This window comes from Desulfuromonas sp., from assembly GCF_002868845.1.
Taxonomy (GTDB): domain Bacteria; phylum Desulfobacterota; class Desulfuromonadia; order Desulfuromonadales; family BM501; genus BM501.
Map to the genome: position 1 here is coordinate 32,278 of NZ_PKUB01000038.1, position 13,336 is coordinate 45,613.

Below are 13,336 nucleotides of genomic sequence, written 5' to 3' on the forward strand. Positions count from 1 at the left end.
GTGTCATCCTGAGGGCTCACGATGTCTGAGCCCGCCTCCTGAATCCTGAAGCCTGCTAGATGAAAGGAAAAGATGAAATTCACCGAACTGAACCTGCCTGCGGAGGTCCTGAAGGGGGTCTCGGAGGTCGGTTTCACCGACCTGACCCCGGTGCAGGAACAATCGATTCCCCTGGCCCTGGCGGGCAAGGACGTGGCCGCCCAGGCCCAGACCGGCACCGGGAAAACCGCCGCCTTTCTGATCTCACTCTTTACCCACCTGCTCAAGAGCGGGAAGCGCACCAGCAACAACCCCCGGGCTCTCGTCATGGCGCCGACCCGGGAGCTGGTGGTGCAGATCTGCGAGGACGCCAAGGGGCTCGGCGCCCACTGCCCCCTCAAGGTGCAGGCGATCTTCGGCGGCATGGACTACGACAAGCAGCGCCAGGCTCTGAAGGACGGGGTCGATGTCATTGTCGCGACCCCGGGGCGGCTTATCGACTACGCCAAGCAGCGGGTCTTCACCTTCGACCGCATCGAGGCGCTGGTTATCGACGAGGCCGACCGCATGTTCGACATGGGCTTCATCAAGGACCTGCGCTACATCATGCGCAAACTGCCCCCCTTCGACAAGCGCCAGACAATGCTTTTTTCCGCCACCCTTTCCCACCGGGTGATGGAGCTCGCCTACGAGTTCATGGACCTGGCCGAGAAGGTCAGCATCGAACCTGAGCAGGTCACCGCCGAGCGGGTCGAGCAGGTCCTCTACCACGCCGGACGCCGCGAGAAGTTCCCCCTGCTGCTCGGGCTCCTCAAGAAGGAGGAAGGGGTCGAGCGGGTGCTGGTCTTCGTCAACACCAAGCGCGAGGCCGAGCACCTGACCGATCGCCTCAAGGCCAACGAGTTCAAGGCCGCGGTCATCTCCGGCGACATCCCCCAGAACAAGCGGATGCGCATCCTGCAGGACTTCAAGGACGGGCGGCTGACCTTCCTGGTGGCCACCGACGTCGCCTCCCGGGGCATCCACATCGAGGGGGTCACCCACGTCATCAACTACGACCTGCCCCAGGACTCGGAGGACTATGTGCATCGCATCGGGCGCACCGCTCGGGCCGGGGCGTTTGGCAAGGCGATCAGTTTCGCCGACGAGGACCTGGTCTTTCACCTCCCCGAGATCGAGGAATTCATCGGGCGCAAGATCCCGAGCACGTTTCCCGAGGACGACGATTTTTTCTGGGACTACAAGCGTACATCTCCTCCCCGTAAGAAGCTCAAGAAGCCGGTCGGCCAGGAGAAGCCCGGCGGGGCGGGAAGGCGCCGCCGTCCCCCCCGGCGGCCGAGCGGCGGCGGTCACAGGAAATAGAAGGGGCGCGGTGAAGGCGTCGAGGGGGGCCGAAGGCAGGCCGGGCGATCCATTGCCCGGGAGATCGGAATGCTGAAAAAGCTTGCCGGCCTGCTGGCGTGTCTCGGCATCGCCTTCGGGGCGATGATGCTGTTTACGGCGGAGAGGTCCTTCGAAGTGGACAACCGCCAGGTCGTTGCCCATCCGGCCGCTTCGGTCTGGGCGGTGCTTGCCGATGTGGATCGCTGGCCCGCATGGTGGCCTGGGGTCGAGGAGGCACGTCTCGAGTCCGGGTGGCGGCCGGGCGCGGCCCTCGCACTGGTACTCAAGGGGACCCCTGAAAGGCGGCCGGCCCGGATCGAGGCGGTTGTTGCCGGGCGACGGATGTCATGGGTGCGGGACGGAGTCTTGGGAAGCCTCACCCGCACCTCCCTTGATTTGGAACCGCTCGGCGGGGAGACCCGGGTGACGCTGAAGAGCACTATTCACGGGCCCCAGGCTTTCATGGCCGGTCTCACCGGCAAGGAGGAATTCGCCATGTACCACCGCGCCGTGCTGACCCGCCTGGAGCTCCGTCTCGACGGCGGCGGGCCGGTTTCGGGAGGGACGCCTTAGTGCTGGGGGCCGACCTGCCCGGGCTTCACGGGTGCCGCAAGTGCCCGCGCCTGGTCCGCTATATCGAGACCCTGGCGCCCAAGCGGGCCTATCGGCGGGAAGACTACTGGAACGCGCCGGTGCCCGGTTTCGGAGATCCCCGGGCGAGGGTCTGCCTGGTCGGGCTGGCTCCCGGGGCTCATGGCGCCAATCGCACCGGACGGCCCTTTACCGGTGACGGCGCCGGGGATTTTATGTACCCCCTGCTGCACCGGGCCGGGTATGCCAGCCAGGCTGAGGCAAACGACGCCGCCGACGGCCTTCAGCTGCGGGACCTTTATATCAGCAACGCCGTCAAGTGCGTCCCCCCTGGCAATAAGCCGGAGCTGGCCGAGTTCGAGAACTGCCGCCCCTTTCTGGAGGCGGAACTGAACCACCTCTGCCGGCTGCGGGTGGTCATCCTCCTGGGACAGGGGGCCTTTACCAGTTACCTTCGCATGCTTCGGGCCCAGGGGGTCATCGGCCGCCTCGCCGATTACCCCTTTGCCCACGGGGCCAGCTATCGGCCCGCTCGCGGGCCGCAGTTGGTGGCCAGTTATCATACGAGCCGCTATAATGTCCAGACGGGTCGCATGACCGAGGGGATGTTTCTGGACCTGCTCTCGCAGGTTCGCCGGTTGGCCGCGGCGGAAAGCGGTTGAACGGGACGGCCTTTTCAATTAAGCTGAAATTTTTTAGTTAGACTAGAGGGTAATGCATGGGACGCATCAAAGCGATCTTTGAAAGACTGCGCCAGGAGGGGGAGACCGCACTGGTGCCTTTTCTGACTGCCGGGGACCCGGATCTGGCGACCACCGAGGCTCTTATCCACAGCCTGGTGGAGAACGGGGCCGACCTGATCGAGCTCGGATTTCCCTTCTCCGACCCGATGGCCGACGGCCCCACCATCCAGGCGGCATCGGAGAGGGCTCTTGCGGCCGGGACGACCCTGTCTGCGATCCTGGATATGATCGCCCGGGTGCGCCTCCACACCAACGTTCCCATCGTGCTGATGGGTTACTTCAATCCCTTGTTCCGTTACGGCCCCGAGCGATTCGCCGCCGATGCCGCGGCGGCGGGCGTGGACGGCCTGCTGCTGGTCGATCTTCCCCCCGAGGAAGCTGGGGAGATTCACAGTTCCCTGCAGGCCGAAGGAGTCGACTTGATCACCCTGCTCGCCCCCACCACGCCGCCGGAGCGCGCGGCGCGCCTGGCCGCCGTCAGCGAGGGATACCTTTATTTCGTCTCCATGACGGGGGTCACCGGGGCCCAGCGGGTCGATGCCGGCGCCATCGGCGAGGAAGTCGGCCGGCTGAGGGCCCAGAGCCCGGTTCCGGTGGCCGTGGGATTCGGGATCTCGACTCCGGCCGACGCCGCGGCGGTGGCCAGCTTCGCCGATGCTGTGGTGGTGGGCAGCGCCCTGGTGAAGATCATCGAGGCACACGGCACCTCGGCACAATTGCTGCCCGAGGTGGGGCGTTTCGTCCGATCCCTGAAGGAGGCCATCGTCGGCAAGGGTGACTGATCTCTCCCCGGGCAATGCCCGCTGAAGTTTGACCTGTCGGTGAAGGACCATGTTCCGCCCCCGGAGCGATCGTGGGGCGTATTTTGACCGGGCCACCACAAAGAGGTGACTCGAAATTTTTAAAAGACGAGGTTACGATATGGGCTGGTTTCAAAAAAAGAAGGCGCCCATCGCGCCCGCGGAAAAGAAAAACGTCCAGATGCCCGAAGGGGTTTGGACAAAGTGCAAGAACTGCAACTAGATCATCTACACCAAGGAGATCGAGCGCAACCTGAAGGTCTGCCCCAAGTGCGACTACCACTTTCGCATTGACGCCCGTGAACGCATCGCCCTGGTGCTCGACGAGGGCTCTTTCGTGGAAATGGACGCCGCCATGCAGTCCGTTGACTTTCTCGACTTCAAGGACTCCAAGAAGTACAAGGACCGGATCAAGGCCTCGGTGAAAAAAGCCGGCGGCGGCGACGCCGTGATTTGCGGGGAGGGGACCCGGGAGGGGATGCCGGTTGCGGTCGGGGTGTTCGACTTCTCCTTCATGGGGGGGAGCATGGGGTCGGTGGTCGGCGAGAAGCTCACCCGTGCCATCGAGGCGGGGATCGAGAAGAAGATTCCGGTGATCGTCTTTTCCTCCTCCGGGGGGGCCCGCATGCAGGAGAGCATCCTTTCCCTGATGCAGATGGCAAAGACCAGCGCCGCCCTGGCTAAGCTCAAGAAACTCGGGGTTCCCTTCATCTCTGTCCTCACCGATCCCACCACGGGGGGAGTGACGGCCAGCTTCGCGATGCTCGGAGACATCAACATGGCCGAGCCCCGGGCCCTGATCGGTTTCGCCGGCCCGCGGGTCATTGAGCAGACCATTCGCCAGAAATTGCCGGAAGGGTTCCAGCGCTCGGAGTATCTCCTGGAGCACGGCATGGTGGACATGATCGTCCCCCGCCAGGAGATGAAGGCCCGCCTTTCCCAGATCCTGCGCATTTTCACCAAGTCCTGAGGCGGTGGATTTTCGGCAGAGCCTGGAATACCTCTACGGCCTTCAGCGGTTCGGGATCAAGCTCGGCCTGGATAACATCCGGGCCCTGCTTGAGCGCCTTGGGCATCCCGAGTCGGGCTACGGCATCGTTCATGTGGGGGGGACAAACGGCAAGGGATCGGTCAGCGCCTGCCTGGCGGAGGTTCTTCGGCAGGCGGGATGCCGGGTCGGTCTTTACACTTCCCCCCATCTGCATTCCTTCACCGAGCGCATCCGAATAGACGGCGTCCCCGCCGCGGAAGAGGAGGTGGCGCGGCTCACCGACATGCTCCGGGAGCGCGCCGCGGATATCCCCGCCACATTTTTCGAGTTCACCACCGCCCTGGCCCTCTGGCACTTTCAGCAGCGGAAGGTCGATTTCGCCGTCCTCGAGGTGGGGATGGGGGGGCGTCTCGACGCCACCAATGCCGTCTTGCCGCGAGTGAGCGTCATTACCTCCATCTGCCGAGACCACGCCGAGCACCTGGGGGCCGACCTGGCCGCCATCGCCGTAGAGAAGGCGGGCATCATCAAGGAGGGGATCCCCGTCGTTCTCGGGCGCCAGGAGCCCGCGGCGCTCGAGGTCCTTCTGGAACGGGCCCGCCGGCAAAAGGCTCCGGCCTATCTCCTGGGGCGGGATTTTACATCCGGTCCCGCCGCAGGCGGGTTTGCCTACCGGGGACTCGAACTCGCCATGGACGGACTGCATCCCGGTCTGGCCGGCGCCCATCAGCGCCAGAATCTGGCCCTGGCCTTGGCGGCGGCCGAAGTGCTGCGGCGGCAGGGCGAACGAATTTCCGAGGCCGCCCTGCGTGGCGGGGTCGAGGGGGTCCGTTGGCCCGGTCGGCTGGAATGGTGGGATGGCCGGGATGGCCGGGATGTGCTGCTCGACGGCGCCCACAACGAGGGGGGAGCCCGGGCCCTGGCCGAATACCTCGCCGAACTCGGCGCGGCAAAGGTGCGCTGGGTGGTGGGCATCAAGGGAGTCCGCCAGGTGGGGGACATCCTCGGTCCCGTTCTGCCCCATGTGGACGCCCTCTACTGCACGGAGCCCCCGGCCGAGGAGACGGTCCCCCGTCAGAGGCTGGCCGAGGAGGCGGCCCGGGCCGGGGTTCCCGCGAAGGTTTATGCCTCGCCAGAGGCGGCCCTGGACGCGGCTCTGGCCGAGCGCGGCGAGGGGGAGGTCGTCCTGGTGGCTGGCTCCCTCTTCCTTGTGGCCGCGGCACGGGAGCACCTGCGCCGTCGCGCCGCTGACGGCGAGGTTTCGAAAGACGATTACGCCCCTTCGGCGGGGCTTTCTGAGACTGTGTGATGCGATTTTTGCTGTGGAGCATAACGGGCGGCCTTGTCCTTCTGCTGGGGTTGACCCTTCCGGTGGCGGACGCCGCTGCCCTGGAAGTGGTCGAAGGCATGGAGGCGGGCGGGGCGGTGACCCTCGAGGCGGACCAGCTCTCCCTCGACGAGAGTACCTCGACCTACCAGGCGACGGGGCAGGTGCGCCTGACGAAGGGGGTTGTCACCCTCGAGGCCGACCAATTGCAATGGAACTCAGCCACCGGGACGGCGACCGCCCGCGGCGGGGTTCGCCTGGCCGAGCCCCAGGGTGTCCTGGAGGGGGAGGCCTTGACCGTCGATCTCGAGTCCGGCAGCGGCCGTCTTGAGCAAGGGCGGGTGACCCTCCGGGATTCCAATTTTCACATCGCCGGGGAGGACATCGAACGGCTGGGGGAGGATACCTACCGCATCCGGCGGGGCACCTTCACCACCTGCGAGGGCGCGGTGCCCTCCTGGAAGTTCGGAGCGGGCGAGTTCAACGTCACCCTCGAGGGTTACGCCCGGGCCAAGCACCTGCTTTTGTATCTGCGGGACATACCGGTCCTTTACGTTCCCTATCTCATCTACCCCGCCAAGCAGGAGCGGCAATCGGGGTTTCTGCTGCCCCGCTACGGCTACTCCCAGAAGCGGGGGACCTCCCTGTCCCTGGCCTACTACAAGACCTTCGGCCCGCACCGGGATGCCACCTTCTATCTCGACTACCTCTCCGACCTGGGGGTCGGGAAGGGCCTCGAGTTCCGCTATCTTCAGGGGGACGAGGGGGCCGGCACCCTGTACGGTTATCATGTGAACGGCCTCAAGGGGGAGAAGGCCCGGTATGCCCTCGAGTGGAAGCATTCCGGCCCGTTGCCCGGAGAGGGTTGGTTTTCCGCCGACGTTGAGCACGTAAGCAGCCGGGACTATTTTATGGATTTCGGCGAGGAGGCTGAGGAGTATACTCGCGACCAGGCCCAGTCTGTGGTCTATGCCAGTCGTCATTGGGCCAAGCTCAACCTGGCCGGTCAGTTCAAATACACAAAGGATCTGGAACAGGGCAGCGACCAGACCCTCCAGCGTCTGCCCGAGGTGCGTCTGGTCCAAGTGCGCAGGCGCCTTGGGGAAACACCCCTTTACCTTCAGTTCGACGGGGCAAGCACCTACTTTTGGCGCGAAGAGGGGGAGAGGGGAGAGAGGCTCGACCTGCGTCCGGCCCTGTCCGCCGTGTTCCGGCCCGGAAGGGTTCTCGAGTTTGTTCCCGAGGTGGGCTACAGGGAACGGGTCTACTGGGCCTCCTCGGGTTTCGAGCGCAAGGGATTGCCAGATGTCTCCGCCCGCCTTTCCTCCCGCCTCTCTCGTGTCTACGCCCCGGAATGGAAGACCGTAAAGAGGCTCCAGCACAGTGTAGAGCCTGACGTCCTTTATCTCTACATTCCCTCCAGCGACCAGAGTCGATTGCCCCAGTTCGACACCGTGGACGACATCGCCTCGGAGAACACCATCAGCTACGGGATTACCAACCGTCTCACCGCCCGCTACGAGGACCCCGACGGAGCGCCCCGTTATCACGAGGTTTTCTACCTGCGCCTCTCCCAGGATTATGACCTGCGCGAGTCCCGCAGGAACCTTCTCAACCCCCAGGATAACTTGCGCCCCTTTTCCGCCCTGCGCGGAGAGTTGATTCTGCGTCCCAACCGCTGGAGTTTTCTCGATCTGGACGGACGCTTCAACCCCTATTCTGAAAACAGCGGCTTCACCGATATGAATGCCCGGGGCAAGCTTCAGGACGGGGCCGGAAATGCCCTGTCCCTTGAATACCGTTATCGGGAGAAGGACCTGGAGTACCTGGGCGGCAAGCTCGAGCTGACCTGGCTCCAGCCTCTTTACCTGGGCCTTCGTCACCGCTTCAACCTGGAAGAGCGGCGCCGGCTGGAGAACGTTGTCGACCTGGAGTTCCGGGCCCAGTGCTGGAGCGTCCGCCTGAGCATCCGGGATCGTCTGGAGGACAGGGAGTACCTTGTCTCTTTCGCCCTGGCCGGGCTCGGCAAGGTGGCCCGTTTCGGGGGAACACTCAGCCAGGGGGACGAAGAGGGCCTCGAATAAGGACAGTCTTTCCCCCGTTGTGTCTTTTCGTTCCGCCGTACCGCATGATGTGGGATGGCGGTTTTTTTGTTGACATTGGGTCTTTCTTATATTAGTTATAGTTCACCAATTAGCGCTGGCAAATATTTGCCGGCAACCTTTTCATCCACAGGAGGGAGAAAAATGAAACAGCTGATCTGCATGTGTGTTATGTTGCTTCTGGCGGCTCTCGCCGGCCCGGCGGCTTCTTTCGCCGCCCCCCAGAAGTCCGAGGTCGTTGAGTCGATCGCGACCCTCAACGTCAATGCCGCCGGCGCCGAAGAACTGGAAAGCCTGCCGGGCATCGGCAAGGTGACGGCAGAGCGGATTGTCGCCTACCGCTCCGAGCACGGGGATTTCGCGACTCCCGATGACCTGGTCCATGTCAAGGGGATCGGTGAGAAGACCCTCGAGAAGATCAGGTATCTGGTCTCGGTAAAATAGTCAGGCTCCGCTTCCCGGGGCTCAGGAGGTCCTTTTTTTTGTTCCCATGACTGAGGCAGGATTCACCTGGAAATCGCTTTTGCCCCAAAGATGGTCCCTCTTTCCGGTTCTTCTCGTTCTGGTTTTGATCGGGTTGGCTCTGTTCGGCGACAAGGGGGTCCTGCGGGCCCTGCAGGCCGGTCGCCAGCGCGATGCCCTTCAACGTGAGGTGCAGGGGGGGGAAGAGGCCAACGACGCCTTGCGCCGCGAGATCGAGGCGCTGCGTTCCGATCGTCGGCACATCGAGAGCATTGCGCGCAGGGAGTTGGGAATGGTCAAAGAGGATGAACTTGTTTACCAGTTCTCCTCGGGTAAGAAGGATCTCGAGAAGGGGCAGGGCGGTTCCCACGCTTCGAAGAGTCCCGGTGGCCCAAAGGAAAGTCCGCAGGAGGATTGACCGGCCCGTAATTGGTCAACCTCCTCCCCTTGAATTCCGTTTGATTATGTTTTTCATTGCAATGAGCCCCGGCCCCGGCCGGGGCTTTTTTCGTCCCGCCCTTTTCTTGACAGCCGCGCTCAAGAGGGGATAACATACAGCGCTATTTTGGCCGAAAAATCTCTGGAGGGTCCCATGACCTGCGACGCCCGCAAGATTTGCCCCCTCTGTGCCTGGCGCGCCAACTGCGTCAAGCGTTTTTCCATGGGCGACGACTCCACCCTGCACTGCCCGGATTTTAGCGAGGACGTCGCCCTGCGCAAGGCGAAGGGCATGCAACCCACCGATGCGGAAGATTCCGCGGAAAACGCCGATTGATTATGAAAGATCGTTTGAGAACCGTCATTGAGCAGGCCCTTCAGACCTGCTATCGCCAACAGACCCTTCACTCCGGAGTGATCCCCGAGTTCACCCTGGAAGTCCCCGGCAATCCGGAGCACGGTGATTTTGCCACCAACGCGGCGATGCTCCTGGCCCGCGCCGAAAAGAAGCCGCCCCGCAAGATCGCCGAGGCCCTGGTGGACGCCCTGGGGCCCGGGGACGGTTTCTGGGACCGGGTCGAAATCGCCGGTCCCGGGTTTGTCAACTTCTTCCTTTCCCGGCGCTGCTGGTACGGGGTGCTCGACGATGTATTTCGGGGCGGAAGCGAGTACGGGCGCGGTCGGTTCGGTGAGGGACGAAAGGTCCAGGTGGAATTCGTCAGCGCCAATCCCACCGGCCCCCTCCACATCGGCCACGGGCGGGGCGCGGCGGTGGGCGACTGTCTCTGCCGCCTCCTCAATGCGACCGGCTGGGATGTGACCCGCGAGTTCTACTACAACGATGCCGGCGCCCAGATCACCAACCTGGCGCTGTCGGTGCAGGCGCGCTGCCGCGGCATCGAGGCGGACGACCCGAGCTGGCCGGCCGACGGCTACCAGGGGGACTACATCCGCGACGTCGCCAGCGCCTACCTCGCCGGCGAGGCGGTCGTGGCCGGTGATCAGCAGGTCTCCGCAGCCGCCGACCCCGACGACCTTGAAGCGATCCGCCGCTTTGCCGTTGCCTACCTGCGCCGTGAGCAGGACCAAGACCTGGCCGCCTTCGACGTGCGCTTCGACAGGTATTTCCTCGAGTCAAGTCTTTACGCCGAGGGGCGTGTCGAAGCCGTGGTCCGGCGGCTCACCGAGCAGGGGCACACCTACGAGGCGGACGGCGCCCTGTGGCTGCGCACCACTGACTTCGGCGACGACAAGGACCGGGTCATGCGCAAGGCGAACGGCAGCTACACCTACTTCGTTCCCGACGTTGCCTATCACCTCGGTAAGTGGGAACGGGGCTTTACCCGGGTCGTGAACGAGCAGGGCTCTGACCACCACAGCACCGTGACCCGTGTGCGGGCCTGGCTGCAGGGGCTCGAAGCCGGCATCCCCAAGGGCTGGCCCGACTACGTGCTGCACCAGATGGTGACCGTGCTGCGTGGCGGCGAGGAGGTCAAGATATCCAAGCGCGCCGGCAGCTACGTCACCCTGCGCGACCTGATCGACGAGGTCGGCCGCGACGCCACCCGCTTCTTCTTCCTCATGCGTCGCACCGACGCCCAGCTGACTTTCGACCTCGACCTGGCCAAGGAACAGAGTTCCGACAATCCCGTCTACTACGTGCAGTATGCCCACGCCCGGGTCTGCAGCGTCAATCGCAACGCCGCAGAGGCGGGAGTGGCGGTGCCCGGCCTTGGCGAGGTCGACTTCGACAAGCTGCTCCTCGACGAGGAGCTGGCTCTGGCTAGGCGCCTTGCCCGTTATCCGGAGACGGTTGAGGGCGCCGCCCGCAGCCTTGAGCCGCACCGCGTTGTCTTCTACCTGCAGGAGTTGGCTGCCCAGTTCCACAGCTACTACAACCTCCACCGGGTCCTCGGGGAGGACCTCGAGACGAGCCGGGCTCGGCTCTACCTGGTGAATACCATTCGCACCGTCCTTGCAAACGCCTTGACCCTGCTGGGGGTGTCCGCCCCCGAGCAGATGTAGCTGGGGAGTATCGCCATGGTAAAACGGGTCGTCACGCGCAGCGAGCGACGCATGGAGAGGAAGAGCGCACTGGTCCTGCTGGGGCTGATCCTCGCCGTTTCCCTTGTGAGTTTCGGCCTCGGGGTTCTGGTGGGTCAAAGCGGCCATCCCGAAGTTCCCGCCCCTCCGCCTGCCGCCGAGCGGGAACGCGTACCGGTGGAGAAAAAGGCGCCGCAGGCCGTGGCCCCCGCGGAGAAGCCTGCGCCGGCCAAGCCTGCCAACGCAGGGCTGACCTTTTTCGACACCCTGCCTCAGGGGCAGCAGCCTCCTCTGGGCAGCGGAATCAACCTCCCCCCCCAGGGAAGCGGCGTCAAGAAGCCCACAGCCGCGGAGTCATCCCGGACCGAATCGCCGGCTGTTCCTAAGGTGGTCTCCACCAGGGCCGTCGAGGATGCCGGGACGGCCCCCGATGGAGACTACGTCGTGCAGGTTGCCTCCTTCCGCAAAGCCGAGGAGGCCCACAAGCTCAGCCAACGTCTTCTCGGTGGCGGTTATGCGGCCTATACCCAGGAGGCCGACCTCGGCGAAAAGGGAACCTGGCATCGGGTTCTGGTCGGCCCCTTCGCCAAGACCGACGATGCGGTTCGGACCGTTGAACGACTTCAGAAGCAGGACAAGCTCTCCGGTATCGTCAAAAAGCGCTGAGGACATCAGGGCGCCGGCAGCCGCGGTTGAGTTTGCCGTTCGCCCGGGCGGCGATTCGCCTTTTCGATCCCATCGGCAGGCTCCGGAAGAAGGCGAAAAAATGTCTTGACTTTGCCCGGCCATCTGGGTAAATTTCCAAGTCCCTGACGCGGGGTGGAGCAGTCTGGTAGCTCGTCGGGCTCATAACCCGAAGGTCGGAGGTTCAAATCCTTCCCCCGCAACCAAGGTGTCACGATCTCCCCCGGGGGAGGTCTGCTTCATACATCCACGGCGGTGTAGCTCAGTTGGTTAGAGCATGCGGCTCATATCCGCAGTGTCCGGAGTTCGAATCTCTGCACCGCCACCATTTCGACGCAAAACCCTCTCCGGTTTCCGGAGGGGGTTTTGCGTTTGTGCCCCGCGCCTCCCATCCCTGAAAGCGCCATGATCGAGACGGTTCGTGGGAAACTGCTGGAAGAAGGCCTGGTCTCCGCCGGAGACCGGGTCCTTGTTGCGGTTTCCGGCGGAGCCGATTCGGTGGCCCTGCTGCACTTGCTTCATTCCCTTGGCCATCAACTCGACCTTGTCCTGTCCGTCGCTCACCTCGATCACGGAATTCGCCCAGAAAGCGTTGACGACGCCGATTTCGTGCGCCGTCTCTGTCGTGACCTGGACGTTTCCCTGACTGTCGAGAGGGTGGATCTCCCCAGCCTCGCACGGGAGCGGCGTCAGGGGCTGGAGGAGGCTGCCCGGGATGTGCGCCGCAGCTTTCTGCTGGAAGTGGCGGGACGGGAGGGGAGCGCTGCGATCGCTCTCGGGCACCACCGGGGGGATCAGGCCGAAACCTTTCTTCACCGCCTGGTGAGAGGGAGTGGAACCACCGGTCTGGCGGCCATGCAGCCGAAGAGCGGCCCCTTCATTCGCCCCCTGTTGGAAGTGTCGAAGGCCCAGATTCTAGACTATCTCGCCCGGCACGGCCTCGGCCACGTCGAAGACGGCAGCAATGCTGATCTTGCCTTGACCCGCAATCGAATCCGCCATGAACTTCTGCCCCTTTTGAGGCAGTTCAATCCCCGGATCGAAGAGCACTTTGCCCGGCTCAGCAAGCGCTTGGCCGGGGAGGAGGATTTCTGGCGCGGCGAGGAACTGCGGGCCCTGGAGCGGGTCGGCCGCGTCGAGGCCGGCGAACTCTGGCTGGAGCGGGAGGGTCTTCTGGCCCTTCACCCCGCACTGCGCAGTCGGGTGCTGCGCCGTGCCCTGGCGCAGGTGCGCGGGAGTTCCATGGGGATCTGCGCCGCGCACATCGAAGCCCTGGATGAGGTCCTGTCCGGCCGGCGCCCCCAGGCCGAATGCCACCTGCCGGGGGCTTGGGCAGCTCGCCGCTACGACCGGCTGTGGTTGCGACGGAGTCCTCCCGGGCCAGCACCGGTCGTTTCACTGTCCATTCCCGGCCCGGGGCGCTATCGCCTGCCGGATGGCAATGAACTGGCCGTCAGTCTGGAGGACGGTGCTTGGGGCGAAGGCCGTGATGCCGTTGAATTCGCCGCCGCGAAGGTTTCCTTCCCCCTTCTGGTTCGGACCGTTCGCCCCGGCGACCGGTTCCGTCCCTCGGGGATGGAGGGCAGGAAAAAGCTCAAGGATTTCTTTGTCGATGAGAAGGTCGATACCGAGGCGCGCGGCCGGATTCTCCTGGTAGAGGCATTCGGAGAAATCTTGTGGGTCGCGGGGGTGAGGCGATGCGAGGGAGCCCGCCCCGAGGACGCTTCAGGCACTGTGTTGAGGATGGTCTTGAACCGTCAGGGAGTTTCGACAATTCGGTTGTGAAATCACGG

General features: G+C 64.2%; 12 protein-coding genes, 2 tRNA genes and 1 pseudogene. All 15 read left to right on the plus strand.

All coding sequences use genetic code 11. The annotated features are described in order from the left end of the window. Nucleotides 1-72 precede the first annotated feature (72 nt). The 15 genes and pseudogenes from C0617_RS10980 (at nucleotide 73) to tilS (ending at nucleotide 13,328) form a co-directional block, all read left to right on the plus strand. On the plus strand, nucleotides 73-1,341 hold the full coding sequence (locus tag C0617_RS10980; RefSeq protein WP_291317069.1) for a DEAD/DEAH box helicase: 1,269 nt from the start codon (nucleotides 73-75) through the stop codon (nucleotides 1,339-1,341). 69 nt (nucleotides 1,342-1,410) lie between these two features. Further along, nucleotides 1,411-1,935, plus strand: a complete 525-nt coding sequence (locus C0617_RS10985) for an SRPBCC family protein (protein ID WP_291317070.1) — start codon at nucleotides 1,411-1,413, stop codon at nucleotides 1,933-1,935. Next, nucleotides 1,935-2,615 carry a uracil-DNA glycosylase gene (locus tag C0617_RS10990; RefSeq protein ID WP_291317071.1) on the plus strand — a complete coding sequence of 227 codons (681 nt, stop codon included), beginning with the start codon at nucleotides 1,935-1,937 and terminating at the stop codon, nucleotides 2,613-2,615. Before C0617_RS10985 ends, C0617_RS10990 begins: the two co-directional genes overlap by 1 nt. A 56-nt stretch (nucleotides 2,616-2,671) precedes the next feature. Next, the gene (gene trpA / locus C0617_RS10995) at nucleotides 2,672-3,478 is read left to right on the plus strand and encodes a tryptophan synthase subunit alpha (protein ID WP_291317072.1); all 807 of its coding nucleotides are present in this window, start codon (nucleotides 2,672-2,674) and stop codon (nucleotides 3,476-3,478) included. 139 nt (nucleotides 3,479-3,617) lie between these two features. Next, a pseudogene (gene accD / locus C0617_RS11000) lies at nucleotides 3,618-4,466 on the plus strand (acetyl-CoA carboxylase, carboxyltransferase subunit beta). A 4-nt stretch (nucleotides 4,467-4,470) separates the two neighbouring features. Then, nucleotides 4,471-5,796 carry a folylpolyglutamate synthase/dihydrofolate synthase family protein gene (locus tag C0617_RS11005; protein ID WP_291317073.1) on the plus strand — a complete coding sequence of 442 codons (1,326 nt, stop codon included), beginning with the start codon at nucleotides 4,471-4,473 and terminating at the stop codon, nucleotides 5,794-5,796. Continuing rightward, the gene (gene lptD / locus C0617_RS11010) at nucleotides 5,796-7,898 is read left to right on the plus strand and encodes an LPS assembly protein LptD (protein WP_291317074.1); all 2,103 of its coding nucleotides are present in this window, start codon (nucleotides 5,796-5,798) and stop codon (nucleotides 7,896-7,898) included. Before C0617_RS11005 ends, lptD begins: the two co-directional genes overlap by 1 nt. A 162-nt stretch (nucleotides 7,899-8,060) precedes the next feature. Beyond that, nucleotides 8,061-8,360, plus strand: coding sequence for a helix-hairpin-helix domain-containing protein (locus C0617_RS11015; RefSeq protein ID WP_291317075.1), 300 nt, complete (start codon nucleotides 8,061-8,063; stop codon nucleotides 8,358-8,360). Between the two features lie 79 nt (nucleotides 8,361-8,439). Next, nucleotides 8,440-8,796 carry a septum formation initiator family protein gene (locus C0617_RS11020; protein ID WP_291317076.1) on the plus strand — a complete coding sequence of 119 codons (357 nt, stop codon included), beginning with the start codon at nucleotides 8,440-8,442 and terminating at the stop codon, nucleotides 8,794-8,796. A gap of 174 nt (nucleotides 8,797-8,970) precedes the next feature. Further along, complete coding sequence (locus tag C0617_RS11025; protein WP_291317077.1) at nucleotides 8,971-9,153, plus strand: hypothetical protein; 183 nt, start codon at nucleotides 8,971-8,973, stop codon at nucleotides 9,151-9,153. A gap of 2 nt (nucleotides 9,154-9,155) precedes the next feature. Continuing rightward, the gene (gene argS / locus C0617_RS11030) at nucleotides 9,156-10,841 is read left to right on the plus strand and encodes an arginine--tRNA ligase (RefSeq protein WP_365889206.1); all 1,686 of its coding nucleotides are present in this window, start codon (nucleotides 9,156-9,158) and stop codon (nucleotides 10,839-10,841) included. Nucleotides 10,842-10,856: 15 nt separating this feature from the next. Then, nucleotides 10,857-11,525, plus strand: a complete 669-nt coding sequence (locus C0617_RS11035) for an SPOR domain-containing protein (RefSeq protein WP_291317079.1) — start codon at nucleotides 10,857-10,859, stop codon at nucleotides 11,523-11,525. A gap of 147 nt (nucleotides 11,526-11,672) precedes the next feature. Further along, a tRNA-Met gene (locus C0617_RS11040) sits at nucleotides 11,673-11,749 on the plus strand. Nucleotides 11,750-11,794: 45 nt separating this feature from the next. Then, nucleotides 11,795-11,871: transfer RNA gene (locus tag C0617_RS11045), tRNA-Met, on the plus strand. 38 nt (nucleotides 11,872-11,909) lie between these two features. Beyond that, nucleotides 11,910-13,328, plus strand: a complete 1,419-nt coding sequence (gene tilS, locus C0617_RS11050) for a tRNA lysidine(34) synthetase TilS (protein WP_291317080.1) — start codon at nucleotides 11,910-11,912, stop codon at nucleotides 13,326-13,328. The last annotated feature ends 8 nt before the right edge of the window (nucleotides 13,329-13,336 follow it).